At 56.1% G+C, this 25,302-nt stretch carries 18 protein-coding genes, 3 pseudogenes and 1 other annotated feature; of the genes and pseudogenes, 7 read left to right on the top strand and 14 right to left on the bottom strand.

Translation table 11 applies throughout. From position 1 onward, the window contains the following. Nucleotides 1–29 precede the first annotated feature (29 nt). Nucleotides 30–986 carry a zinc-binding dehydrogenase gene (locus QP027_RS12265; RefSeq protein WP_284825145.1) on the bottom strand — a complete coding sequence of 319 codons (957 nt, stop codon included), beginning with the start codon at nucleotides 984–986 and terminating at the stop codon, nucleotides 30–32. Nucleotides 987–1,242: 256 nt separating this feature from the next. On the opposite strand from QP027_RS12265, the gene QP027_RS12260 reads away from it, so the two are divergent. Further along, a complete protein-coding gene (locus tag QP027_RS12260; protein ID WP_284825144.1) occupies nucleotides 1,243–2,679 on the top strand; it encodes an alkaline phosphatase in 1,437 nt (478 codons plus the stop codon). Here the strand turns inward: QP027_RS12260 and QP027_RS12255 are convergent. The 4 genes from QP027_RS12255 to QP027_RS12240 are packed head-to-tail and all read right to left on the bottom strand — an operon-like array spanning nucleotide 2,676 to nucleotide 6,131. Next, nucleotides 2,676–2,972: a CHY zinc finger protein gene (locus QP027_RS12255; protein ID WP_284825143.1), complete on the bottom strand. Its 297-nt coding sequence runs from the start codon at nucleotides 2,970–2,972 to the stop codon at nucleotides 2,676–2,678. The genes QP027_RS12260 and QP027_RS12255 overlap by 4 nt on opposite strands. Beyond that, nucleotides 2,969–4,519, bottom strand: a complete 1,551-nt coding sequence (crtI, locus tag QP027_RS12250) for a phytoene desaturase family protein (protein WP_284825142.1) — start codon at nucleotides 4,517–4,519, stop codon at nucleotides 2,969–2,971. The genes QP027_RS12255 and crtI overlap by 4 nt, the downstream gene beginning before the upstream one ends. Further along, the gene (locus QP027_RS12245) at nucleotides 4,516–5,370 is read right to left on the bottom strand and encodes a phytoene/squalene synthase family protein (protein WP_284825141.1); all 855 of its coding nucleotides are present in this window, start codon (nucleotides 5,368–5,370) and stop codon (nucleotides 4,516–4,518) included. Before QP027_RS12245 ends, crtI begins: the two co-directional genes overlap by 4 nt. 2 nt (nucleotides 5,371–5,372) lie before the next feature. Next, nucleotides 5,373–6,131, bottom strand: coding sequence for an SDR family oxidoreductase (locus QP027_RS12240; protein WP_284825140.1), 759 nt, complete (start codon nucleotides 6,129–6,131; stop codon nucleotides 5,373–5,375). Between the two features lie 12 nt (nucleotides 6,132–6,143). Between QP027_RS12240 and QP027_RS12235 the strand changes: the two genes are divergently transcribed. Beyond that, a complete protein-coding gene (locus QP027_RS12235) occupies nucleotides 6,144–7,640 on the top strand; it encodes a succinic semialdehyde dehydrogenase (protein ID WP_284825139.1) in 1,497 nt (498 codons plus the stop codon). A gap of 282 nt (nucleotides 7,641–7,922) precedes the next feature. Beyond that, nucleotides 7,923–9,187, top strand: a protein-coding gene (locus tag QP027_RS12230) for an IS3 family transposase (protein WP_284824707.1) whose coding sequence is annotated in 2 segments (ribosomal slippage) — nucleotides 7,923–8,214 and nucleotides 8,214–9,187 — 1,266 coding nt in all. Because the reading frame shifts where the segments join, the coding sequence is not laid out codon by codon here. Beyond that, nucleotides 8,213–8,344 (top strand) — a sequence feature (AL1L pseudoknot). It overlaps the preceding gene by 132 nt. Before the next feature lie 481 nt (nucleotides 9,188–9,668). On the opposite strand, the gene QP027_RS12225 is transcribed toward QP027_RS12230, so the two are convergent. The 3 genes and pseudogenes from QP027_RS12225 to QP027_RS12215 all read right to left on the bottom strand — a co-directional run bounded on the left by QP027_RS12225 (nucleotide 9,669) and on the right by QP027_RS12215 (nucleotide 12,478). Beyond that, nucleotides 9,669–10,268 carry a hypothetical protein gene (locus QP027_RS12225; RefSeq protein WP_284825138.1) on the bottom strand — a complete coding sequence of 200 codons (600 nt, stop codon included), beginning with the start codon at nucleotides 10,266–10,268 and terminating at the stop codon, nucleotides 9,669–9,671. A gap of 722 nt (nucleotides 10,269–10,990) precedes the next feature. Beyond that, nucleotides 10,991–11,704: pseudogene (locus QP027_RS12220) on the bottom strand (IS6 family transposase). Nucleotides 11,705–11,983: 279 nt separating this feature from the next. Beyond that, the gene (locus QP027_RS12215) at nucleotides 11,984–12,478 is read right to left on the bottom strand and encodes a hypothetical protein (RefSeq protein WP_284825137.1); all 495 of its coding nucleotides are present in this window, start codon (nucleotides 12,476–12,478) and stop codon (nucleotides 11,984–11,986) included. Between the two features lie 170 nt (nucleotides 12,479–12,648). On the opposite strand from QP027_RS12215, the pseudogene QP027_RS12210 reads away from it, so the two are divergent. Then, nucleotides 12,649–13,838, top strand: a pseudogene (locus QP027_RS12210) (IS3 family transposase); the annotation flags it as partial. 27 nt (nucleotides 13,839–13,865) lie between these two features. Here the strand turns inward: QP027_RS12210 and QP027_RS12205 are convergent. Then, nucleotides 13,866–14,581, bottom strand: a pseudogene (locus QP027_RS12205) (IS6 family transposase). Between the two features lie 41 nt (nucleotides 14,582–14,622). Between QP027_RS12205 and QP027_RS12200 the strand changes: the two are divergent. Beyond that, nucleotides 14,623–15,825, top strand: coding sequence for a dicarboxylate/amino acid:cation symporter (locus tag QP027_RS12200; RefSeq protein ID WP_284825136.1), 1,203 nt, complete (start codon nucleotides 14,623–14,625; stop codon nucleotides 15,823–15,825). Between the two features lie 324 nt (nucleotides 15,826–16,149). Here the strand turns inward: QP027_RS12200 and QP027_RS12195 are convergent, their stop codons facing one another. The 5 genes from QP027_RS12195 to QP027_RS12175 all read right to left on the bottom strand — a co-directional run bounded on the left by QP027_RS12195 (nucleotide 16,150) and on the right by QP027_RS12175 (nucleotide 22,864). Beyond that, a complete protein-coding gene (locus tag QP027_RS12195; RefSeq protein ID WP_284825135.1) occupies nucleotides 16,150–16,935 on the bottom strand; it encodes a metallophosphoesterase family protein in 786 nt (261 codons plus the stop codon). 18 nt (nucleotides 16,936–16,953) lie between these two features. Then, entirely contained in the window at nucleotides 16,954–18,618 is a 1,665-nt protein-coding gene (locus QP027_RS12190) for a (2,3-dihydroxybenzoyl)adenylate synthase (protein ID WP_284825134.1), read from the bottom strand. A gap of 49 nt (nucleotides 18,619–18,667) precedes the next feature. Continuing rightward, nucleotides 18,668–20,437: a CoA-binding protein gene (locus QP027_RS12185; protein WP_284825133.1), complete on the bottom strand. Its 1,770-nt coding sequence runs from the start codon at nucleotides 20,435–20,437 to the stop codon at nucleotides 18,668–18,670. A gap of 2 nt (nucleotides 20,438–20,439) precedes the next feature. After that, a complete protein-coding gene (locus tag QP027_RS12180) occupies nucleotides 20,440–21,960 on the bottom strand; it encodes an FAD-dependent monooxygenase (protein WP_284825132.1) in 1,521 nt (506 codons plus the stop codon). Between the two features lie 106 nt (nucleotides 21,961–22,066). Next, entirely contained in the window at nucleotides 22,067–22,864 is a 798-nt protein-coding gene (locus tag QP027_RS12175) for a PaaX family transcriptional regulator (protein WP_284825131.1), read from the bottom strand. A gap of 118 nt (nucleotides 22,865–22,982) precedes the next feature. Here QP027_RS12175 and QP027_RS12170 point away from each other — a divergent pair, with 118 nt between their 5' ends. Together QP027_RS12170 and QP027_RS12165 are read left to right on the top strand one after the other, a co-directional pair. Further along, a complete protein-coding gene (locus tag QP027_RS12170) occupies nucleotides 22,983–24,329 on the top strand; it encodes an MFS transporter (RefSeq protein WP_284825130.1) in 1,347 nt (448 codons plus the stop codon). Nucleotides 24,330–24,337: 8 nt separating this feature from the next. Then, entirely contained in the window at nucleotides 24,338–25,135 is a 798-nt protein-coding gene (locus tag QP027_RS12165; RefSeq protein WP_284825129.1) for an alpha/beta fold hydrolase, read from the top strand. Nucleotides 25,136–25,302: the final 167 nt, after the last annotated feature.

The raw sequence follows: 25,302 nt of genomic DNA, 5'->3' as shown, positions 1-25,302 counted from the left end.
AAGACTCGAGGAAGCCGGGGCCGAGGGGATTAATCTTCGTATGTTGCTACGAAGCGCCCCACAACGCCACCCTCACGCAGCTTGTCGATCGCGCCTGGGATTTCGTCGAAAGTGATTGGGTTCATCGGCGGGTTCAGATCGCCGGACTTCATCATCTCGTAGAGCGCCTCAAGGTCTTCCTTGGTGCCGGACTTGGAACCAACGATGTTGAGCTGCTTGATGATCACTGGGTAGGTGTTGAAATCAGCGTCAAGCTTGCCCATGCCAACGTGGACGAAGGTGCCGTGCTCGTTGAGGATCTCCAGTGCCGGCTGCATGGTGTTAAACCCTGCATAGTCAACGACAACATCGAGTCCAATATCTGCAAACTCGGAGATGCTTTCTGCGACTCCGGCCAGGCCGATCTCATCCTTCAACTCACGAGCTGCCGGAGAAATGTCAGCGCCATACACCTCTGCGCCGAGCAGTACAGCGACACGAGCGCCGATGTAGCCCAAGCCACCCAGGCCGATAATGCCGACCTTCTTACCCTTTGCAGCGCCACCGCGGGTGACTACTGCGTGGTAGGAGGTAAGGCCAGCGTCGGTTGCCATCGCGCCCATTTCAAAAGAGAGCTCGTCTGGCAGGCGGACCAAGTTGTAGTCGGTAGCCTTGATGTATTCGCCGTACCCGCCGTCCCACTCGCCGTAACCGATTGCGTCATTGTCAGGCATCATTGGAGAAAGGCCAACACGGTCGCCAACCTTCCACTGCTCCATGCCCTCGCCGACCTCGGTGATCACGCCTGCGTTCTCGTGGCCCAGGGTGTGCGGGAGGTTCGGGAACATGGGCATCCAGCCTGGATCGTCGATGGCTGTGACGTCGGAGTGACATACGCCAGCTGCCTTGACCTTGATGACGACCTCGCCTGGACCCGCGGTTGGGATCTCCAAGTTTTCGTCGAGAGTGAGTGGCTTATCGGTGCCGTGGAAACGCCATGCCTTCATATTCTTCTCCGTTCGCTAGACAATTGGTGATACATTATTATTATACCAAGATTCCCGGTTTACGCTTCCGGAAAAGACCTGTACAGATATGATTTTCTCCGCATCTACGCGCAGAGGCAGAATACTCAATATTTCATGAGAGTTCATTATATATTTAGCTGTAGTTTGAGAACTATTTACAACTTAAATACGTGGAATTCAGTTCAGCCAGATACGAATGAGATTGTCCCCGTTTCCCCCTTACCAGGAGAAAAGCATGTCTTCCCGCAAGCTTCGTCACGTTCTCATCGCATCTTTTTCCACCCTCGCCCTAACCGTCGCAGCCGTCCCAGCTGCAGGCGCTCTGTCTTCCCTCGGTTCCTCTTCCTCTGGCCTCGACTGGTTCTCTAGCTCCCCAGGCGTTGAGGCCCCACAACCAACGGCATCCGCCCCTAAGAACATCATCTACCTGATCGGTGATGGCATGGGCTACGACCACGTCGCAGCCGCCAACTTCTACCAGACTGGCGACTCCCGCTACCAGGTCGAAGGGCCGGCAGGTTCCGAACTCGCTCAGATCGACGCTCCTGCGGTGCAGAAGTTTGAGGGCGACGACTGGAACGAGCTGGGCATGACTTCCTTCCAGCACGGCAACTCCTACGACGGCAAGGCAGCATGGTCTGACCACAACTACGTCAACCTCGACACCACTGACTCCGCTGCTGCAGGCACCGCAATGGCTACCGGTGTCAAGACAGTCAACGGCATGCTCGGTGTCGATCCAAACAACGCCGCTCAGGAGAACACCTCGGAGCGTGCAAAGGACAATGAGAAGGCAGCAGGCGTTGTCTCCTCCGTACCTTTCTCCCACGCAACCCCAGCGGCATGGGCTGTACACACCGAGTCCCGCAACGATTACCAGCTCATCGCGGACCAGATGATCAACTCTGAGTTGGACGTTGTATTCGGCGCAGGTAACCCGCACTTTGACGATAACGCTCAACGCATCGACACCCCGGACTACAAGTACATCTCCGAGGGTTCCTTCAACAAGCTCGCAAACGGCGAGACCGATTGGGCTTATGTCGAGGAAGACGTCGATTTCGAGGCGCTTGCAGCTGGCAAGGTCGAGGACAAGGATTACTTTGGTATCGCCCAGGCTGGTTCCACCCTGCAGCAGGGTCGCGCCGGTGAATCCGTTGAACCATACGACGTACCGTTCAACGACGTCGTTGATCTTGAGACCATGACGCTTGGTGCCCTCAACGTTTTGAGCCAGGACGAAGACGGCTTCCACCTGATGGTCGAGGGTGGCGCAATCGACTGGGCTGGTCACGCTAACGATATCGCTCGCGACATCGAAGAGACCGAGGCATTCATCGACGCAGCCAACGCAGTCATCGATTGGGTTGAGACCAACTCTTCTTGGGAAGAGACCCTGGTTATCGTGACCGCTGACCACGAGACCGGCTACCTCTCCGCCGCAGGCGAGGATCCAGACTGGAAGGCAATGACCGGCGAAGCTGGTAAGGCTCCAAACCACGCTTACTACTCAGGAAACCACACCAACGAGCTAGTGCCGTTCTACTTCAAGGGCGCAGGTTCCGAAGACATCCTGGCTGCAACCACCGGCACCGACCCAGTTCGCGGCAACTACGTGGACAACGTCACCGTGGCGCAGCTCACCCTGAACAAGTGGTGGGCACGCGACTAGTCCAGGAAGTATTCCTCGACATGATCCGAACACCCTGGGTTAAATAGCTGCCCGCAAGAAGGGCACTGTTTCCCGTACGCGGCGAGGCCGAATGTGTGGCCACACACTCCACACATTGCGGCCTCGTGCGCGTCGCGGGGCATCCGTCCAAACGGGTGGTCTCTCAGCGCTGCGTGGCAGAGGGAGCAGGCGAAGTAGTCGTCGCAAAGCAGGCATTTGTTGGCAACCACGTCGACGTCGCTGTGCCAGTGTGCGCAGCGACCTTGTCGGTCAACATCGACTCCGAGGATCATGATTCGAGTTGGTGCGGGCTGCGATCTCCGCGCACGCGCTTGATCACGTTTTCAGCGCTGATCAGGCACATCGGCACGCCCACGCCGGGAACGGTTGTCGCGCCTGCGTAGTACAGTCCGTCCAGTTTGCGGGACTTGTTGCTCCCGCGGAAAAACGCCGACTGCCGCAGCGTGTGTGAAGGCCCAATCGAGCCGCCGCGCCAGGCATAGTAGCGCTCGGCGAAGTCCTGGGGCCCAAGAGTTCGTTTGACGACGATCCTTTCGCGCAGGTCAGGGATGTCGCACCAGGAGGCAATCTGGTCAATCGCGGCTTCCGCGATGGTCTCGACCGCCGGAGAAGCCTCAGCGCTGTAGGCATCGCCCCGGCCGAGCTCCTCGATCGCTGGGGTGGGAACCAGGATGAAAAGGTTCTCGTCGCCCTCGGGTGCGGTGGATGGGTCGGTCGCCGACGGCATGGAGATGTAAATCGACTGTGAGGACTGCAGGGGGCGTTCGGTCACCGGACCGTCGAAGACAACAGTGAAGTCCTTGTCCCAGTCCTTGCTAAACAGCAGGTTGTGGTGGGTAAGCTGCGGGAGTTTGCCTTTGACGCCGAGCATCACCAAGACAGTGCTCAGGCCTGGCTCACGGCCTGCGAAGTACTTTTCGTCGTAGCTGCGCATGTCTGGCGAAAGCAAACGGGTTTCGGTGAAGTGCAAGTCGGCGGCGGAAACCACAAGGTCGGCGTCGAGGTGCGAAGCCGAACCGTCGGGCTTGCGGATGCGCACACCGGTGGTCTGCCCGCCGGAGTATGTAATCGCGGTGACCTCGGCGTGCAGGAAGATCCGGGCACCGTTGACACGAGCAAGGCTTTCGAAAGCCTCCATGACGGCGGTGAATCCACCTTGCGGGTAGCGCACACCCTGGACGAGATCGGTGTGGCTCATCAGGTGGTACAGCGCCGGGGTGCGATCCGGGTGCGAGGACAAGAATACGGCCGGGTAGGTGAGTATTTGGCGCAGGCGGTGGTCCTGGAATCGCTTGGCTACGTACTTGCTTAGCGGCTGGGTGAGCAGGGCTGCGAGCTTGATCAGGCGGTTGCGGACATCTTTGTGCAGCATCGGACCGATCGCGGAAAAGGTTGTATACAGGAACCTATCAACGGCGATCTGGTAGGTCTCGCTTGCACTATCCAGGTAGTTGCTAAGCTTTTGACCTGCACCTTTCTCAATCGACTCAAACAGCGCGATAGCTTCTTCACGCCCGGAGTTCACATCAATTGCAGCGTTACCTTCCGGAAAGAGACGGTAAGCAGGATCGAGATCCACCATGTCCAACTCCGCATCGGTGGTGGTGCCCAGCAGGTTGAAGAAGTGCTCAAAGGCGTCGGGCATGAGGTACCACGATGGGCCGGTGTCGAAGCGGAATCCATCGACGGTGAGTTCACCGGAGCGGCCTCCGATGGACTCGTTCTTTTCCACAACGGTGACGTTGTAGCCTTCGCGCCCCAACAGGGCTGCGGTGGCTAAACCTGCGGCACCGGCACCAATGACGATGGCCTTTTTCACTTCTTCATCCTTTGCGATGTTGCTAAAGCTTTGGCGGCGATCGCGACCTTGATGTGTTGCGGAACGCTGATCCTGCGCGTGGTGAGCTCTTCGGCGGGCGTGTCCTCGATTTGATCTGTAAGTCGCGAAAAAAGGTCGGTAGCTGCGAGTACTCCCGCGCGTGCCGACGCTGGCAGCAGCCCCATGACTGTGCGCGCCGCAGCCAGGTCCCTGCGGATTTCGGCGACGCAGGCATGCTTGTCGTCGTCGGTGAAGTCTTGTGGGTAATAGGCTCTACCCAGCACGCCGGAGTCTTCTTGCAGATCACGCAGGAAGTTGATCTTCTGAAACGCCGCGCCTAGAGAACACGCACCTGCCTCCATCTCGGCGCGCTGCGTGGCGGTGACGGGCTCGTCGACAAGAAAAACCGCCAGGCACAGCAACCCGATGACTTCGGCCGAACCGTAGACGTACTCGTCGAGTTCACCCTCGGTGTAGGTGGTTTGATGCAGGTCACGGCGCATGGACGAGAAAAACGCCTTGATATGCTCATCCGGAAACTGGCACCTGCGCGCGGTGATGGCGTAGGCGTGCAGGACTGGATCCGTGTGGAAGCGCACGGCGGGCGCGGCAAGGACTTGGGCTTGGTAGTCGTCGAGAAGCGAAGGTGCAGCATCACGTGCGGCGGCACCGTCAACTATTTCGTCGGCGATGCGCACCATGGCGTACAGGTTGTGGATATCGGTGCGCACGCGGCGGCTCAGCAGACGGGAGGCCAGCGAAAAACTTGTGGAATAGTGCAGGATCACCTGATGCGCTGCTCGTACGCTCATGGCGTCGTAGCGGGCAAGGAAATCATTGTGTGCACTCATCGTTAACCAGCGACTATCTTAGTCACAAGGCGTGCCACGCGATCCGGTGCCCACTGCCCCGCCACATAAAAAAGCTTGTCGACGATTCCGACACCGTAGTGCAACCGCCCGCGCTGCCAGCGGTTCTTCGGGTTGACGGACTCCCAGACGGCATCGGCGACCTGCTCAGTGGTCAGGTTCACGCCGAGTTTGCGCACGGAAGCTGCGGACACATCGGCGACTGGGGTCTTCGCCCACAGCGGCATGACATCGACAACGCGAATGCCGTCCTTTTCCCATTCAAGGCTCAGCGCTTCGGTCAGTCCATTGACATAAAACTTCGAGGCCGAATATGCGGCGATGCCCGGTTGGCCAAAGACCGCCGATGCACTGGAGATATTCACCAAGTGTGAACCCGGGGTGGCCTTGAGGTATTTGTGCGCAGCGCGGGCGCCAAGGGTAAGACCGGTGACGTTCACGTCGATGATCTTTTGGATGCGGGCGGGGTCTTCGTCGGCAAGCGGACCGTCGATGATGATGCCGGCGTTGTTGTCGAGAACGTCCAGCTCGCCGCCGGTATGCGCGGTGAATTCAGCGAGTGCTTTGTCCCAGGATTCGGGGTCAGTGACGTCGAGATGGGTGACGATCAGGTTCTCGATTCCTTCCGCCCACGGGGCCGGTTGGACATCGCCAATGCCAACGAGCCACCCCTCGCTGAGGAACTTTTCCGCGGTCGCGCGTCCGATGCCTTGAGCTCCGCCCGAAATGAAGATTTTTCGCATACCCTAAATCATATGACAGCCAGCATCGATCACGAGATGATCCCGGTAGTAAATCCCGTTGATGGGTCAATTGTCGATAATGCACCGCTTTTCGACGAAGACTCCACCCTTGAGGCTTTCGCCCGCGCCCGGAAAGCGCAGGCTGCGTGGACTGCGACACCGGTGCGAAAGCGAAAGAAGATCATGCTGCGCTATCACGACTTGGTGTTGGAGCATCGCGACGAGCTCATGGACCTCATCCAGGCAGAAAACGGCAAGAACCGCCGTTCGGCGTTTGAAGAGGTACTGGATAACGCGATTACTGCGCGCCACTATGCCTTTGCTGCGGGGCGTTTGCTGAAAACCCGGCGTGCCAAGGGTGCTTTACCGGTGTTGACGAAGACTGAGGTGGAGAACGTCCCAGTGGGTGTGGTGGGCATTATCGCGCCATGGAATTATCCACTGACCTTGTCGATGTCCGATGCGATTCCGGCGCTGTTGGCTGGCAATGCCGTGGTGATCAAGCCGGATATGGAGACTCCGCTGACGGCTTTGCGGGGCGCCGAGCTATTGCGTGAGGCCGGATTGCCCGAGGATCTGTTCATCGTGGTTCCGGGTCCTGGATCCACCGTTGGCCAGACGATTGTGGCCGAATGTGATTATTTGATGTTCACCGGTTCCACCGAAACTGGTCGCATGCTGGCTCAGCAGGCTGCCGAGCGGTTGATCGGGTTCTCTGGCGAACTCGGCGGCAAGAACCCTCTGATCGTCACCGCCGATGCCGATCCGTTTGCCGTTGTGCGTGGTGTGCGCGAAGCGTGTTTTTCCAATTCGGGGCAGCTGTGCATTTCAATCGAGCGGATCTACGTACACGCCGATGTTGCAGACAGGTTCATTCCTGCATTTGTGCAGTCAGTCAACGATATGGTGATCGCAGGCGATAACTCGTGGGAGACAGACATGGGCTGCTTGATCTCTAAGCAGCACACCGACAACGTGGCGGACTTTGTCTCCGACGCAGTCTTCCACGGCGCAACGGTGGCAACCGGTGGGGAGCGCCTGACCGATCTTGGCCCAACCTTCTACGCTCCGACCGTACTGTTGGATGTTCCTGAAGAAGCCGAGCTGTACCACCAGGAAGTCTTCGGGCCGGTCGTCCGGATCGAGGTCGTGGATTCACATGAGGAAGCCATTCGACGAGCCAACGACACGGAATACGGGCTCAACGCTGCAGTATTCGGGCCGGAGCGGACAGCGCGTGCCATCGCCACGGAGCTCGAGGCCGGCACGGTTAATATCAACGAAGGCTACTCTGCGGCGTGGGCCAGCGTAGATGCGCCTATGGGTGGCTGGAAATCCTCTGGTGTGGGCCGTCGCCACGGCGACCAGGGACTATTGAAGTACACGGAGCCACGGACGATTGCGAGCCAGCGCTTGGTTCCGATTTCTGGGCCAAATGAGATGGCTACCGAGAAGTGGAACAACTTGTTGAGTACGGCATTAAAGCTTGGGAGAGACTACTTGCGCTAGAGTTCTAGACTTCGTACAAGGTCTGCTCGCCTGCGTCCCGTCCTGCCCAAGGCTTTATGTTCACGGCAGTCCATCGTGAGATGGTCCCACTTGGCATGTCTCTCTCGGTAGTCTGCCCTGCTACCTGGGCACTTTTGCAGGCGTGTTCGTTGTCTGCTTGCTCGCTGCCCGGAGCTGGTGAACGGTGGCGAGGGGTTCTACCCGGTCATGGTTCTCGCCTCATCGCGTTGAGGCGGCCTGGGTTGGTCGGAGACTAGATTTTACCCTAGGAGGACGATCAGCATGGCACGACCCAGCAAGTACGACACCGCCACCCAACAACGCGCGGTACGCATGTACTTCGAACGTCTCGAAGACGGCGACATCTCCAAAGCAGCCGCCCGCCGAGAAATCGGCGAACTACTCGGCGTAAAGGAATCCACCCTGCGCAACTGGGTCCGAAAACAAGAACAACAGGAACAAGCACCCCAGCCCGGCTCCCTGTCCTACGAGCAGCTCCAGGCTGCCTACGAGGAGCAGGCCAAGGAAGTCGCCAAACTGCGACGAGCCAATGACATCCTCAAGACGGCGTCAGCTTTTTTCGCCCAGGCGGAGCTCGACCGCAAACTTCGGTAGTCGTGGATTTCATCCGCACCTACCGGAACCGCTTCGGGGTCGAGTCAATCTGCGAGACCTTGACTGCCCACGGCATCGCGATTGCCCCGAGCACCTTTTACGCCCACCAGTCCCGCGGCTTCGGCCCCACCGACGCCGAGTTGGATGAGGCCTACGCCGCCCACCGCATCTACCGATTGTGGGAGGACAACCGCAAGGTCTATGGCCGGCGCAAGCTCTGGAAAGCAGCCATCCGTGACGGCATGCTTATTGGTCGTGACCAGGTGGAACGACTGATGAAGATCACCGGTATTCGTGGTGTGTCCCGCGGGATGCACCGCAAGAAGACGACCGTGGCCAATCCTGCGCACCGCCGGCACCCAGACCTGGTGGACCGTCGGTGGACCTACCCCTGGCATCCGGATCAGTGGTGGATCGCGGACTTCACCTACGCCTGGACCAGGGAGGGCTTTTGTTACGTCGCCTTCATCGTCGACGCCTACTCGCGGCAGGTCCTCGGCTGGGTGGTCACCACCGTCATGGACACCAGGATGGTGCTCATGGCCCTGGAACACGCGTTGTTCAGCCGCAAACGCACCCGCATGGATTTCACCGCCACCGGCATCGTTCACCATTCGGACGCTGGGGTCCAGTACACGTCGCTGGCGTTTACCGACGCGCTGGCAGACGCCGGACTCCAGGGCTCGATCGGCTCGGTCGGTGATGCCTTGGACAACGCGATGATGGAGTCGACGATCGGACTGTACAAAACTGAGCTCATCGACCTCGACCCCGCACGCACATGGAGGGATGCCCGGGAGATCGAAACGGAAACGGCATCCTGGATCTATTGGTATAATCACCAGCGTCTGCACTCGTCGATCGGTGACGTTCCCCCGATCGAATACGAGCAGGACTACGAGGACATCAACACCGCACGAAAAGCCCAGTAAGGCTTTTGCCCGTAGTCTCCACAAAACTCAGGCCGATTCACGTAGACGGGACAACCCGTCGACCCGGTGGTCTTGGACGTGCTACCCAGTTTTCATCAATAACAAAACCGATCCACTAGCAGACCTGACGATCCGACTAGTGTCAGTTAACGATGAGTTTTCGGCTTCAAGGAACCAAACGCGAAAGCAATCAGCGCTAAATTGGCCAACGAAAGTGGGACAAAGGTAGACGTGACATTAGCTATAAGCAATCCAATAGACGCTAGAGCCAAGACGATGGTTATAGCGTAACTTAGCTTCACGCGACCTCCTAGAAACACCTGTTCTTGATGACTGCGTATCCAGCATATATTCTTTGCGTGGTTGTCCTCTTACGGACGCATGATACGTACAAGTTGGGAGCCCACTAGACGAGGGCAACCTCACTACGATCGAGGACCGATCAACAAATTGCCATAGTGGTACGACTCCCTAAACAGACTTAGCGCAATTGAGGCCTCGAAAAGGTCTTCGTAGACTTAAGACCTTTGTAGGAAATCTCACCGAAGCCAATGGCCAAATACAGAATCCACAATGTGACTGCTAATGCCAGGGAGAATCCAATCTGCAAGCCAGAGATTCCGTCATTGACTGAACCTCCCAGAGCCACGGAATGGTAGACAGCCACCGCTACCGAAGAAATAACCATGAGCATTGTCGCGGTAAAAATGATGAAGGTAGGCAGGAGCAGATAGCGCACTGTTTGGTTCACTTTCAATGGCACCCCCAGCCTGGCCAAACTCTCCTCAGTAATACTCGCGTCTCTCCAGTTCAGCATCAACGCCGCAGCAGATACGGAGCCAATGAAAAAGAGAGGTAGCGCAAATAGCACAGAGAAATCCCATGTAGCAATACCCCCTTCTGAGTAATTGAGCACCTTTGCCTCTGTTCGTCCTACTGTTAGTACGATTGCGGGTATGCACAGCACGTAGACGAGTGGAAGAAAAATCGCTTGAAAAGACGCGTGCAGTTCACCTAGATAAGCAGCGAGGATTGATGGTATGCGAAAGCGTACTGGCACCGCTGCCAAGAGTTTTCCCACGCTCTCTCCTCTAGCCAGCACGATGACCACCTGGACGCCCTGAGCACTTCTCGTGCAAATGGACCATAAACTAAGCGCTTGTAACACATGGTCAGAGGGATGAACACCGGCGAGTAAACAGCGGAAGTGCTTGTGCCAGGCAACCGCACCGGCGTATTCGCGTCTCAGTATGGGCAACATAGAGCGCTCAAAACGTCAGGGCGCGCAAGCGCAAACGAACGCCAGGACGTGACAATCACACGGGGCAAGGACGTCCTGCCCGCGACTTTCGCGGCAGCACCAAAACTTTGAACTCGTGTCACGCACAACGACTAATCGTTATGACCGTTTTCAACAACTCGTCGTGCTTGTCACGTTGCTACCGAGTGAACAATTCTTCCGGCATTCGCAAAAATCTGATCTCTTCCAACTAGTCCAGTTCCTCTTGTGACGGGTGGACTTGAACGTGTCCATGCCCCACTGATTCCACGTGATTCTTGGAACGCAACGAAGAACGAACGGCACCGTACTCCAAGTACTCCCACCAATACCTATGGGTACCTATGGGACTCACTCGACGTCACTTGAGCAACTACGGGGATAGGCAACTTCCCTGTTAAGACTTCGCGACGGCTGGTCTCCCATTCTCGTTACTAGTCCTTAAGGGTGCTGTTGCAAACTTCAGGCGGAGAGCCGTGACGACCCAGTCTTCATCCTCTGATCCTCGCTGCGGGTCGGGGTTCTCAGGCAGCCTCGAACACCCGGTTGACGATCACCGCGTCCGGGTTCGGTTGCCCGTAGGCAAACATCGTGCCTTGCCCTTTCCGCAATGAGTGCATCGCCTCCATCCCTTTCAACGTCCGATATGCAGATGTCCGGTTCTTAAACGCGCCTTTCGGCCCGAGGATCCGCTTCAGCCGACCATGGTCGCCTTCCAGGATGTTGTTGAGGTATTTCACCTGCCGGTGTTCCACTGTTGGCGGGCAGATTCCCTCTGACTTCAACTCGGCGATTGCCCTGGCTAAGGAGGGTGCTTTATCGGTGTTGATCACCCGCGGGAACCCGGCGGAGGCGTTCGACCGCGGGGTCTTGGCCAGGAAACGCTTCGCTGCCGCGACGTTACGCTTCGGGGAGAGGTAAAAGTCCAGGGTCTGGCCACCGGCGGTGATTGCCCGATAGAGGTAGCACCACTTTCCGCCGACCCGGATATAGGTCTCATCCACCCGCCAGGAACTGGCCTGCCAGTCAGGTACCTGCCGGTACCACCGCGTTTGCTTGTCCAGCTCAGGGGCGTATTTCTGGACCCAGCGATAGATCGTGGTGTGATCGACCGGCACGCCCCGCTGAAGTCATCATTTCCTCCAGATCTTAGGTCAGCTCACCTCGTAGCGGCAGTACCACCGCACTGCCCACAGAATGATGTCACGGGGGAAATGACGACCGGAGAAGATACCCATGGCTGTGATTATTTCACGCCGGTCTTTCTACTGCCCCAACTTTGCAACAGCATCCACAATTTTAATGAATAAGGGAGGAGTAAAATTTCCCATTCGTGATTTAACTAGTCCAACCATCTAGCCTTTAACATAACTGCACTAATAATCCGAGTTGCCACTGTGGTTGTAGCGAGCGCCCATCTCTCGCAACATATTTACAGGTTTACAGCATCAATAAATATGTCGTCCCCAACCGCAGTGAGACGCTTAGAACAATGGATGACTCTTCCAAACGCATTTTCAATTAACAACAGTAGAAGATTTTTCTCTATGGGATTCAAGAACATTCGCAATCTCTTGCCCACGTTTCAGAGAAGAAACTCCAATACGAATTACCTTGCGGTCAATAAGATAAAAAGCCAGGCAGCTCGTTGATTGCCCAGCATCGATAAAGATCTCTCCGCCACGCTTCAAGGATCCCCGATTTCCCCACTCCCGTTCGAGGGGTTTTATTGGCTCCACAGCAATCGACCGGATCTCTTCGAACTGGATTGTTTTTCTCCACAACGGTGGCAACTGCAACTGCACCGAATTTGAATTTGCAGACACTGTGGTACCAGCTCTCCAGTAAATGATCACGAACACTAAGCAAATAATAGTAAGAATTACCGATGGCAATGGGTTTACTAGGCCACTAAAAGTAACTGTTACCAAAAAAATAAGGGACATTGCCACTAGTAATCCTACTGTCCACCGGTAAGCGGACGGGATTCTATTGCCATATACTTTTTCCACAATTGATACTCTAACCGGAATTTATCTATACGGTGAAACAATCATAACGGAGAGACCCGGGGCTTGACACCTAAAAGCTTAACTAGGTACGAAATGAACCTGGGACCTGACCCCCGTTTGGTGGACACCTAACATCCCACCAATCTGGGACCGAAAGGTAATCTGCCACCATGCCAAGCAAGACCTACACAGAGGAGTTCAAGCGCGACGCCGTGGCCTTGTACGAGAACTCCCCGGGGGCTTCAATCCACACCATAGCCACCGATCTCGGGATCAACCGGGCTACCCTGGCGAACTGGGTGAAAAAGCATGGAACCGAAACCCATGCCACCAGCCCTGCGACTGAGAAATCCCCCTCTGCTTCAGTGACCGAAGCTGAGCAGATCCGGCAACTACAACGCGAAAACGCCCGGCTGAGGGAAGAGCGTGACATCCTGCGCAAGGCAGCAAAAGATTTCGCGGAAGAGACGAACTGGTGATCCGCTTCCGGTTCGTTGATGACACCCAGAAGAACCATTCGGTTAAGCGGTTATGCGAGGTCCTGGGCCTCAACAGGTCCTCGTATTACAAATGGAAAACTACCTCTCCTGGGCGTGAGAAACGCCTGATCAACGATGCTATTCTCGGTGCTCGAGTCACTGCCGTATTCACGAAAGAACGTGGCTGTTATGGTGCCAAGCGCATTACCGCTGAACTCCAAGACCAGGTGGGGCATGAGCCGGTGAATCATAAGCGGGTCGCGCGAGTCATGAAGTCCTTGAAGCTGTTTGGTTACACAAAGAAACGCAAGGTCACCACCACCGTGTCGGACAAAACCAAAACAGTGTTTCCTGACCTTGTCGGCCGGAAATTCACCGCTGACAAGCCCAACCGCCTTTACGTCGGGGATATCACCTATCTGCCGATCGCAGACGGATCGAATATGTATCTGGCCACCGTTATTGACTGCTATTCTCGACGGTTGGTGGGGTTTGCGATCGCGGACCATATGCGGACTAGCTTGGTTCAGGACGCGCTGACCATGGCTAAGGGCCAGCGCGGGAGCCTTAGAAGTGCGATCTTTCACTCGGACCACGGCAGCGTTTATACGTCCCGCGCGTTCCAGAACACCTGCACAGAATTAGGTATCCGGCAGTCGATGGGAGCGATTGGTACCAGCGCGGATAACGCTTTGGCCGAGTCTTTCAACGCCACGATGAAACGGGAAGTGCTCCAGGATTCCAAGACCTTTGCCAACCACTTGCGCTGCCGCCGGGACGTATTCCGCTGGTGCACCCGCTACAACACGGTGCGCCGGCATTCCTGGTGTGGTGCTGTTGCAAACTTCAGGCGGAGAGCCGTGACGACCCAGTCTTCATCCTCTGATGCTCGCTGCGGGTTGGCGTTCTCAGGCCGTCTCGAAGACCCGGTTGACGATCACCGCGTCCGGGTTCGGTTGCCCGTAGGCAAACATCGTGCCCTGGCCTTTCCGTAATGAATGCATCGCTTCCATCCCTTTCAACGTCCGGTAGGCGGAAATTCGGTTTTTGAACGCTCCCTTCGGCCCCAGGATTCTTTTAAGTCGGCCATGATCTCCCTCGAGAACGTTGTTCAGGTATTTCACCTGCCGGTGCTCCACCGTCTGAGGGCAGATTCCCTCCGCCTTCAGCTCGGATATTGCCTTGGCCAGAGCTGGTGCCTTGTCGGTGTTGATGACCCGCGGGGACCCGGCGGAGGCGTTCGACCGCGGGGTCTTGGCCAGGAAACGCTTCGCTGCCGCGACGTTACGCTTCGGGGAGAGGTAAAAATCCAGGGTCTGCCCACCGGCGGTGATCGCCCGATAGAGGTAGCACCACTTTCCGCCGACCCGGATATAGGTCTCATCCACCCGCCAGGAACTGGCCTGCCAGTCAGGTACCTGCCGGTACCACCGAGTTCGCTTGTCCAGCTCAGGGGCGTATTTCTGGACCCAGCGGTGAGAATCGTGGTGTGATCGACCGGCACGCCCCGCTGAAGTCATCATTTCCTCCAGATCTTAGGTCAGCTCACCTCGTAGCGGCAGTACCACCGCACTGCCCACAGAATGATGTCACGGGGGAAATGACGACCGGAGAAGATACCCATGGCTGTGATTATTTCACGCCGGTCTTTCTACTGCCCCAACTTTGCAACAGCATCGTCAGTTCTTCCCTGTGTGGTTGGCGCGTGTCTTCGTTACGTTTAATTCACTGTTTGGCAACTTCCTCGGCTTCTTCGTGCCGATCCTCATCTTTGCCCTGATCACGCCCGCAATTGCAGGCCTTGGCCGCGGCGCCGGCAAGTGGCTCGGCATTACCGCCGGAGTTGCATACGGTTCCACCATCATCTCAGGCTTGATGGCGTACGGCCTGTCCGTGACGCTGTACCCATGGTTGCTTGCCGACGACACCCTGATCACCGCCGTCGATGACATCGATGAGGGCAACCTGAGTCCCTTCTTCGCCATTGAGATTCCGGCTCCGTTCGAAGTGATGACCGCACTCGTGCTGGCCTTTTGTGTTGGTCTTGCGATGACCGCCGTGAAGTCCGACACCTTGTACTCCGCCTCCCGCGATCTTGAGCGCGTGATTATGAAGGTGATCGAATCCTTTGTAATCCCACTTTTGCCCCTGTTCATTTTTGGCATGTTCCTCAACTTGGGAATGAACGAAAACTTGGGATCCACCATGGCAGCCTTCGGGAAGGTGCTGGTTCTAGCAGTCATCATGACTTGGGTGTTGTTGATTTTGCAGTTCCTCATCGCCGGAGTAGTTGCCGGGGTAAATCCGTTGGTGGCGATGAAGAACATGCTGCCGGCCTACTTCACGGCACTCGGAACCTCCTCTTCTGCGGCCACTATCCCCGTGACGCTGCGCTCCACTGTGAATAATGGCGTAGACAGGAATGTCGCAGGGTTCGTCATTCCACTGAGCGCGACGATCCACCTCGCCGGTTCCATGATGAAGCTGACGCTGTACGCATTTGCCATTATCTACATGACTGGCATGGACGTTTCCACTGGCAAAGCCATGGGCTTCCTGTTTATGCTGGGCATCACCATGGTTGCCGCGCCGGGCGTGCCTGGTGGTGCTGTGATGGCGGCCGTGGGCCTGCTGGGCTCGATGATGGGCTTTGATGAAAACCTGATTGCGCTGATGATCGCCGCCTACATCGTGATCGATAGCTTTGGCACCGCAGCCAACGTCACCGGCGACGGCGCGATCGCCCTGGTGATGAACCGTTTCGCCGCCGGAAAGATCGAAGCAGTGCGTGAAGAGTTTGCCGACGAGGATCTTCGCTACTCCACCAAATCTGACACGATTGAACAATCCCGCGGTTCCATGCAGTAAAGCGGTGTGGATCGTCCAGCCACCACTGACTTTGATGCTGAATGGCCTGCGCAATAGATCTTTACCATGCGTTTTTGGTGCCAGCTTAAGCTGCCCCACACGTTGCGCTGCAGGTACCACGTACCGGTAATGGGCACGAGATGCCCGGAGGATTTCGCTTGCCAGGTCTGTGTCCTCAAGTGCGACTCGGCGTAGGTTGAGCATTGCAGGGGCCAGCTGGCTGATAAGTTCATTCGGCGTCATGCCCTTTTAGACTGCACTCGCGATGTTCTGGTTTCCTTTGTGGCAGCTTGGCTCACCGTCAACGAGGCGGTAGAAGCCCACCTACACTCGCACGACCGGAAATGGCCACGGCCGCGACGCAAAACTCGCAGGCAGAGGCGGATCAAAAGGCGTTCCCAGTGAAACCTCCACGTGGCTGACCCCATCCACCCGCGTTTCCGCGGGAATGTGCAGGTGCCCGTGCACAACCATCTGCGCGCGATATTTTACCGCCCAATCGCGGGTGAGATCAGTCCCGCTCCACAAGGCGACATCGCGCGAGCGCAGTCGGTGCGTTGGCTCCACAACCAAAGGCCAATGGTTCACCAGTACCGTCGGCCCGCTCACTTCATCCAACCGTGCTTGCGAGTACTCAACTCGTTCACGGCACCACTGCTCCACGTTGACGTATGGGGAGATGGCCAGTTCGTCGTCAAGCACTACTGTGGCGCGCTCAATAGCTTGCTTTGCCGTGAGCCCCAGCGGGCGCCACGAATAGTCGTAGAGCGTAAACAATGGGCATACTGTCACCGGCCCGAAGACCGGAAACGGATCTTCGGGAGTGACCACGCCAATCGCGCGCAGCTCACCGACTAAGGCGCGGTAGCGCGCTTTGCCGTTAATGCGGTCCGATTTGCGATTGAACAATTCGTGGTTGCCTGGCACCCAGATCACCTTGGCAAAGCGCTGGACCAGCGATTTCATGGCGCGCACAATATCGGGGATCTTTTCGGCGACGTCACCGGCGACGATCAGCCAGTCGTGCGGCCCAGACAGCTTATCGACGATCGCCTGGTTGGCCGCGAACGTCACATGCAGGTCGCTGACAGCCCAAAGAGTGCGGGTCATGGTGGAGAGTGTAGTCTCCTATTCGCCGCACTTGAGCTTCTCTTCGACATCTTTGCGAAGTTTGACTTTGTCGATCTTCTTGATTTTTGTCATCGGTAATGATTCGGCAATTTCTAGCCGCTCGGGGTATTTAAAGCGGGCAATTCCGATTTCGGAAAGATGTGCAGTTATTTCTTCCAGCGTCACACGCTGTCCCGCTTTGGGTTTTACGTAGGCGCACACGCGAGAGCCATAAAACTCGTCAGGCATACCGACGACGGCCACTTGCTCGATTGAGGTGAGTTGGTACAAGACGGATTCAACTTCTTCGGCCGAGATTTTTTCGCCACCGCGGTTGATTATGTCTTTGTCGCGACCGTGTACACGGAGGTTTCCATCTGGGAGCTTCTCAACGACATCGCCTGGGCAGTACCATCCGTCGATGAAGGATCGTTCGTTCGCTTCGGGGTCGTCGAAGTACCCACGGGGAGTGTATGGTCCGCGGGTAATGAGAAGGCCTCGTTCTCCATCATCAACTTCTTCACCTGCGGCGTTGATCACTCGGATTTCATCCAGGGGGCTGATGGGGCGGCCTTGAGTAGTGAGGATTATTTCCTCTGGATCGTCGAGGCGGGTCATGTTGATCAGGCCTTCTGCCATTCCATAGACCTGTTGCAGTCGGGCACCGAGGACACGTTGAATTTCAGGAGCCTTCTCATCCGGCATGCGTGCACCGCCAACTTGGATGACTTCCAGAGATTTGATCTGGTCAGTTCGTTTCTCGTTTTGGTAGTCAATCCACCTTTGCGCTACTGCCGGGACCATCGCGGCGATAGTGACACCGTGTTCTTCAATGATCGGGAAACATTTCACAGGATTTGGGGAGGCAGAGAGGACGACTGTTCCGGCTGAGTAAAGCGCACCAAGTACACCAGGGCTCGCTAGACCAAAGTTGTGTGCAATGGGGAGACAAGACAGGAGGACGCTGTTCTCGTTGAGGTGAGAGACTTCAGCGGATTTCTCAATGTTATAGACGTAATCGTTGTGCGTACGCGAGATCAGTTTCGGCGTACCGGTGGTTCCGCCTGAAAGCTGGAAAACTACTGGTTGGTAGGGGTTGGGAGTTGCAAGTTCGGCCAGTTTTGAACAATTTTCGTGCTCTTCTGGTGGGGTAAGTAATGCATCTAGGTTGTGAGTTTGTGGACTGTTGTCTCCGAAGCAGAAAATCTTCTCAATGGATGCGACATTGTATGCGACGTCGAGGGCTAAGCTTTCGAAATCAAATTCTCGCCACTCCGCAGGCGCGAAAAGTGCTTTGGCTTGGGTATGGGAGCAGATGTGAGTCAGTTCGTGCTTTCGGTGCTCAGCCAGTGCCATTGCTGGAATGATTCCGATGCGTGCACACGCAAGGAGGCTGACGACGAAATGCCAGGTGTTAGGGAGTGCGAAGACTACGTGGTCCTGGTCACGGAAACCCATTTCGTGGAGTCGAAGTGCTGCCACCTTTGAGCTTTCGACTAGTTCGGCATAGCTGAGAAAAACGCCGTGCTTTACGTCGGCGACGGCAATTTTGTGAGGGTGGGATAGCGCAACCTGGTCGATAGTGTCTACGAGATTGCGTTCTTTCCACACGCCAGACTCACGGAATCGCTTCACTTCGTCTGCAGGCCAAGGGACGAGTCCAGAAATGGGCTTGTGAATCACATGATCACCTCCGTGAGTCGGGAACCGCGCTAGCGGTTATTCGTGGGGATTAGCTTAGCGAAGAATCCAACACAATGACACCGTTCTTACTGACCTGTAGTGTTGCAGAAACTTGTTCTGTCTGTGGATTCTCCTCAAGTGTCTTGGCGAGGGACGCCAAGACTTGATCGACTGGTTGCCAGTTCGCTTCGCTGAGGGCACCAAATCGATTAATTTCATCTGCATCTGCCACGGCAGTGATCAAGCGTTGAGCTAGTCCCTTGAACACCGGTGTGGCGTGCTCTGCCGGAGTGCGGTTTGCACCGAGTCGCAGTGAAACTGTGGTTCTGAAGATGTCGTCGTGGCGGGCCTCTGCGATGAGAGTAACTCCGTCGGCAGGAGTGGTGGTGCCTGCCGAGGCTCCGGAACTCGTTGCAAGGTTCGCACTGTCAGTCGCAGCAACACCTTCGATGCGTTCCAACTCGGCTGCATAGCGTGCTCGCGAGTCTTCAACCAGTGCGCGGATGCCCACAGCCAGACTGGTTGGGCCGACAAGCAGTGGAATACCCTGTTGGTTAGCAATTTCCATGGCTTTGCTAATGGTTTCGGAAGGACCATCGACAGACGCAAGTACTGGGAGGTGGGTGACACCAGATTCAACGAATTCTGTTGTTAGGTTAAGTGTTTCTTCGACGATTGCGAATGCGCCGAGAACATCGAGCTGCTCGTCGCGAGCCGTAATTTCGATGATCTTGCGCAGGCCTGGCGCTGGTCGGCCGGTGTCCACCGGGTTCTTGAAGTGGGTCATCGGTGGCAGAATCTCGCCAATAGCATCCACGATGGAGCTGTCGAGGTATGGAAGATCGACACCGTCGGTCTGCAGGCGGTCTGCAATGATCATTCCGGGACCAGCTTGTCCGGTAACGAAAGATGCTTGTGGGTTTTTCTTCGGAGGAATGCGCTTTCCGGTGAGCGCGACAGCGGACTCAACCATCTCTTGCTCAGTATCGACGACGACGGCGCCTGCGTTGCGGAGAACAGAGCGGGTGAGCTCCCATGACGTGTCCAGAGAGCCTGTGTGGCGCCGTGCAAATTCCTTGATGTCGGTGCGGCCGATGACGAGAGCGACAACTGGCTTTTTCCTTGTGGCGGCTTCTACAGCAGCACGCAGTCGTGGCCCATCCTCGACCTTCTCGATGTGAAGAGCAACAACCTCGGTCGCCTCGTCCTCGGTGAGATACTCGAGTACTTCAGTTGCGGTGACGTTGATCGCTCCACCAATGCCAACACCTAGGCGGACACCCTGTCCGAGGCGAGCAAGGCTGTAGCAAGAGGCCAAGTTAACCCCACCACTGGAGGAAATGACGGAGATTTTTCCGGGCTTGAGCAACTTGACACTTGGTACGAAGCAGGCCAACAGATCTTCACCCGGGAGAAAGAATCCAGAAGTATTCGGGCCGAGAACCCGGATACCAGTTTCGTCGATAGCTGCTTGGAGCTCAGCTTCGTACTTGTCGAACTCGCCGCCTGCTTCAGCGAACCCACCGGAGCAAATAAGAGAGCTCGTTGCACCGGCCTTGGATGCTTCGCGTAGTGCGTTGGCGGTCGCTGGGGCAGGGACGCATGAAATGACCAGGTCGATGGGGCCTACTGCTTCGACTGCTTCTGCGACGGAAGTGTGAAGACCTTCGCCACCCTTTGGGTTAATACCAACCACAGGACCTGGGAAATTAGACAGGGATCGGATCATGATGCTGCCGAGCTTGTCTGGGTTTTCTGAAGCGCCGATGACGGCGATACCGCGTGGCTTGAAAAGACTATCTAGAGAATGGGAGCTCATAATTAATTCCTTACGATGGCGTCTGCGCGACGAGAAATGATTTCGGTGTTTGCGATGTCGTCGGAGAATTCGTCTGCTGCGAACGTGAGAAGAGTAGGAATGCTGTGTTTGAGGCGAATTTCCTCAGAAAGCAAGCGCTTGTTCAGTGGGTCGCCATCGCGGATAACGACGAAAGCAGCGTTCTTGACATTTTCTGCTACAGCGGGGATATCGGTGGTCTCTTTCGGTGCGTCGATGATTGCACCGCCGTTGGCCTGGATATCCAAATTCTGTTCTTGCTGGCTAAGGACTTCACCGTTGAGCTGGAAGACACGTCCGGTGAAATCAAAACCGCCGAGTGAAATTGTGGAGGTGATCGGATCGTTTCCAAATTCCTTGAGCCATGCTTCAGTAGCCGCGGTAGCCAGTTCAGGATCTCGCTTAGCAATCTTGCTCAGCGGAATGGAGCGGGTAAAGAAGTGGGTGGTAAAGGTCAACGGGTCGAAAGCATCGTAGTAGCGCTCGAAGTGCTCCCACCATGCGAGGGAAGGTGCGGCGTACTTTTGGACCTTGTTGACGCGTGGCTGCGCAGCCTCTTCATAAGCGACTAGTGCCTGCGTGATGTTGTCTGGGTTTTCATTGATAGCAGCAGCGAGTGCGATGGCATCTTCCATGGCCATTTTGGTGCCAGATCCGACAGAGAAGTGGGCGGTGTGGATGGCATCGCCGAGGAAAACGACGTTGCCCTTGTACCAGCGCTTGGTCGCGCGACCACGGAAGTTGGACCAACGAGAATTGTTTACTACGATTTCGCCGCCATCAAGTTCATCTGCGAAGAGCGTCTCTAGGTATTCCTTTGACTTCATGTCAGATGGACCTGGGGTTTGCGTGACATCGAACTCATCGAGGCCTGCGTTGCGCCAGGCATCTTCGTTAGCCTCAACGATGAACGTGGACAGCTCATTGCTGATTGGGTAAGCGTGCACCGCGAAGTTTCCGTGCTCGCTCTTCCTGTGAAGGAAGGTAAGCCCGTCAAAGATTTTCGTGGTGCCGAACCAGATGAACTTTGCGCTTGCAATGTCGAGAGTGTGGCCAAGCACTTCCTCGCCGACTGCCTGTCGTGCTGCCGAGTTAGTGCCGTCTGCAGCAACGATCAAGTCATAGTCTGGGAAGTCATCGATGGTTCGCTCAGCCTCAAACATGAGGTCAACGCCGATCGAGCGGGCACTGTTGCGTAGGCGGTCGAGAAGATCACGACGGTGTACTGCGGACATACCGTTGCCCTCGAAGGAGTGCGTTTCGCCCTTAGCGACAACATCGATCCGGGACCAGTGCTTTCCTAGGTCGCGCAGCGTTTCATCAAGTGTCTCATCAGCCTCGGTGATGTAGCTCAACGTTGCGTCTGAAAAGACGACTCCAAAGCCGAAAACATCTTCTTCGCGTCCACGCTCATACACCTCGACGGTGCGGGATGGATCTGCTTCTTTGAGGAGTTTACCAGCCAGAAGGCCGCCGGGGCCCCCTCCGATGATTGCAATTTTCATAGTGACTCTCCCGATAGTGACTGTCTTATGTGTTCCAAATCTCACCACAACTGTAACGCGCAAATCCCATACAGGCAATATCTGTTACAAGTGGGGGTGCGGAATTCTACGGCTCTATCGGCGTGTTGACGGAAGATACAAAAGCGGTAGCCAGGGGCGCTAGGAAGTCGTGCACCTGCACAAAGACTTGGTGGGCCACGAGGGGGGAGGGGCCGGTCGGGTGCAAAATTGCAGGTAACTGCGGGTCTTGGTGGACAATCCGGCGATAGTCACTGATAAGAGTGATACGTCGTTGGTAAGCCAGTAATGGTGACAGCCCCTCATCGGTCATAGCTGGCGTCCACTTGGAGAGGAAGGCAGATCGAGCTTGCGTTAGTTCTTCTAGATCCCAGCAGCGGCGTGCAATCTTGCGGTCTTTCTCGAGTGACTCGGTGCGCAGCGTAGCGATGGAAAATTCCTCGACCCCGGCACGGTCTAGGGCCTGCCGAGACTCATTTACATCCTGAAGTGCGGAAACCCAAAAATTCCCGGTCATGGGAGCAAATCTCTCCCATTCGAGTTTCTTGAAAAGTCGGTCTTTGTCGGAGCGTGAAAGGTCCTTGTCCGATACATCTGCCAAGACCCATTGGTGGCCCCAAGTTTGGGTCGGAAGGCTAAAAATCCGAGTGTATCCATCATCGAGGAACTTGATGGTCTTTTCGCTTATTCGATAGCGGGCTTCGCGGCCGTCGCGTTCGGTAATGAACCAGCCGCTCCTCCGCATTCGGGATAGTGCCATGCGGATATTCGTGGGGGTGTACCCAAGTGGTTCTAAGAGTTGTGAGATTACGCTTAGCCTTGGCGGTTCGTCCAGGTAGCGCAGGTAATCTCCGCAAACATCGAAGATGACTTCGCGTGCATTCATTGACTTACTCCTCCTCACAACAGTGCCCCCATTGTGCTGTGGGCCACTCGCTGGCATACTCTACGTGCAACAAGCATTCACGTTTGTGTCAAACAGTGTCACGCAAAAGGGGCTATTAATGACTTCCTCCACCGCGAATCAATCCGCAGAGAGTAGGCGTGCATCAACGTCGCCTGCAACAAGCAAACCACGCCGCTCGGCTGGGTTTGTTATCTTTCTCTGTTTCTTAACAATCGTTTTCGATGGTTACGACCTTGTCGTCTATGGAACCATCGTTCCAGCCCTCCTAGCTTACGAGGAGTGGGGGCTGACTCCTGTTCAGACCGGCGCATATGGCAGTTATGCTCTTGCAGGTATGTTCATTGGCGCGATCATCGTCGGGTATTTGACCGATGTCATCGGTCGTCGAAAAGTATTGATCGCTTCGATCATCGCCTTCTCCCTGTTAATGGTGGCTACCGCATTTGCTCCCTCACCATTCTGGTTTGGTGCTTTCCGATTCCTGGCAGGACTAGGTTTGGGTGGAGTGATTCCAACGGCTATTGCGATCACCGTTGAGTTCTCACGCCGCGAACGTAGAAACTTCAATAACGCTTTAATGTTTTCTGGGTACGCTTTTGGTGGCATCATGGCTGCAATCCTGGCGATGTTGCTCCTTCCTCATATCGGCTTCCGTGGCATGTTGGCCATCGGTGCCTTGCCTCTGGTGACGATCCTGCCGCTGGTGTTCTTCTTGATGCCCGAATCTCCGGCGTACTTGCGTTCCAAGGGCGATGTCGCAGAGGCAAATGCTGTTCTCGAGCAGCATGGTCTGAATCCCTACCCGCCAACTGCTGCAACGGATGATGCGAAACGCTTCGACCACGAGCCCAAGCGAAAATCCGCAATGGCTGAACTGTTCCGTAGTCGCTTTATTGTGGCAACACTACTGTTCTGTCTTGCTGGAATCGCAGGCCAAACGCTCGTGTACGGTTTGAACACGTGGATGCCCCAGTTGCTCGTCATGGCTGACTATTCGATCAATTCGTCGCTCAGTTTTTTGCTGACGACAAACGTTGGTGCAGTCTTCGGTGTGCTTGTTTCTTCTCGGCTAGCTGACCGCGTAGGGCCTCGCGCGATGGTGATGTTCTCTTTCATCGCCTCCGGTACGGCTCTGGTACTCATGGGCACTGGTATCTTCCCACTGTGGGCCATGTATTTGCTAGTTGCAGTGGTTGGTTTCGGTTCGATTGGTGCCCAGATTCTGGTCAACGGATTCGTCGCCACCTTCTACCCTGATGATGTACGAGCAAGTGCGCTGGGACTGACCCTCGGCATTGGTCGAATCGGTGCAGTGATTGCTATTGCCGGTGGTGGAGTGCTGGTTTCCATGGCGTTGAGCACTTTTGCCAACTTTTCTGTCTGGGCGATTGCAGCGGGCATCGGCTTGATCGCTGCGCTGCTTGTCCCCCGCGCACCGCGCTAAGGAGTACCGTGGAAAATCAGGAAAAGCTCGCGAGTAGTTCTGACGGCACCAAGCTTGCTTACATAGAGGTTGGGACTGGTCCAGCCCTTGTGATCACCCACGGATCACTTGCAGGTAAAGATCAGTGGGAGCCTGCGGTCCAGGAATTAAGCGGTGATGTCACCTGTTATGTGTACGATCGTCGCGGCCGCGGGTCTAGCGGTGATTCCCCCTCATACTCCATGCAAACGGAGATGGATGACCTTGCGGCGATTCTGCAGATCGCAGGTGAAGGTGCAACAATTCTCGGCCACTCGTATGGTGCCTTGTGCGTTCTGGAGTATGCCTTGAAGTCGAAAGGACATCATCCGATCATTGCATTTGAACCACCACTTGCTGTAGATGAGCCAGTTGCGGGGGAACCATGGGTCGAGTATCGGAACGCTATCGAGGCAGGAAACAATGATGATGCACTACGGCTGGGGTTACGTAGCTTTGTCCGTGCCTCGGACGCTGAGGTAGAAGCGATGGCGAACAGCTCCTCCTGGCCGTCTCTCCTCGAAATTGCCCCAACCTGGGTTCGCGAGCTTCGCGAAATCGATGCACTTGGAAGTGGTGCAAGCAGGTATGCACCCCTGGTGGAGAGGTCTACCGCCGTCCTCGTCGGCACTGCGACTTCCCCATTTCTTCTCAAGTCTGCAGAAGCGCTAATAGATGCCGTGCCGAGTATTCATCCTGTGTCCATGCCCGGTTTGAATCATTTTGCACATGTTTTCGATCCTGTAGGGTTTGCGGGCCATGTCCGTCACGCTATGGGCATTGAGTAACTGAGTTCTCCGCCTCAGCCAGCTCTTGGTGCGCCACCGCCGGCGCCTCCCCCGGTCTCGGCGCCAAGCGAACGATGTGCACAGTGACCAGGGCCGCGATGATGGGTAACACAATCCACGTCGCGGCTTTTCCAATCAGTCAAGCGGATACCAAAATACCTACCCAC

Source organism: Corynebacterium breve, assembly GCF_030252165.1.
Classification (GTDB): Bacteria; Actinomycetota; Actinomycetes; order Mycobacteriales; family Mycobacteriaceae; genus Corynebacterium; species Corynebacterium breve.
Note: the sequence above shows the minus strand (reverse complement) of the source record. Positions and strands in the feature narration are given on the sequence as shown.